Here is a 380-nt window from a genome sequence, read left to right on the forward strand (position 1 = left end):
TCGGCCGCGACCCGCATGGCGGCGAGATCTTCTGCTTCCGCGGCCGCAAGGCGGACATGGTGAAGCTGCTGTGGTTCGACGGGGTGGGCGTGTCGCTCTATGCGAAGCGCCTCGAGGCGGGCAAGTTTGTCTGGCCGTCGAGCACCACGGGCGAGGCCGTTGCGATATCCGCAGCTCAGCTCGGCTATCTGCTGGACGGAATTGACTGGCGCAATCCGCGCTGGACCCAGAGGCCGAAGAAGATGGGCTGATGTCGCGGAAGCATCTGTAATTGTTGGCTTCCGTGGCTGTGCATGGTAGAAGCGGCCATGTCCGATCCCGCTTGCGAACTCGAGAAACTGCGCGCCGAACTGGCGGCCACGAAGGCCGAACTGGCGCAG

The 380-nt window shown here is 64.2% G+C and carries 1 protein-coding gene; it reads left to right on the top strand.

Features of this window, described 5'->3' with window-relative positions:
* Nucleotides 1–251, top strand: a 251-nt coding sequence (gene tnpB, locus FG154_RS20895; protein ID WP_145112088.1) for an IS66 family insertion sequence element accessory protein TnpB, incomplete at its 5' end; no start/stop codon positions are given.
* Nucleotides 252–380: the final 129 nt, after the last annotated feature.

This window comes from Cereibacter sediminicola (assembly GCF_007668225.1).
GTDB lineage: Bacteria > Pseudomonadota > Alphaproteobacteria > Rhodobacterales > Rhodobacteraceae > Cereibacter_A > Cereibacter_A azotoformans.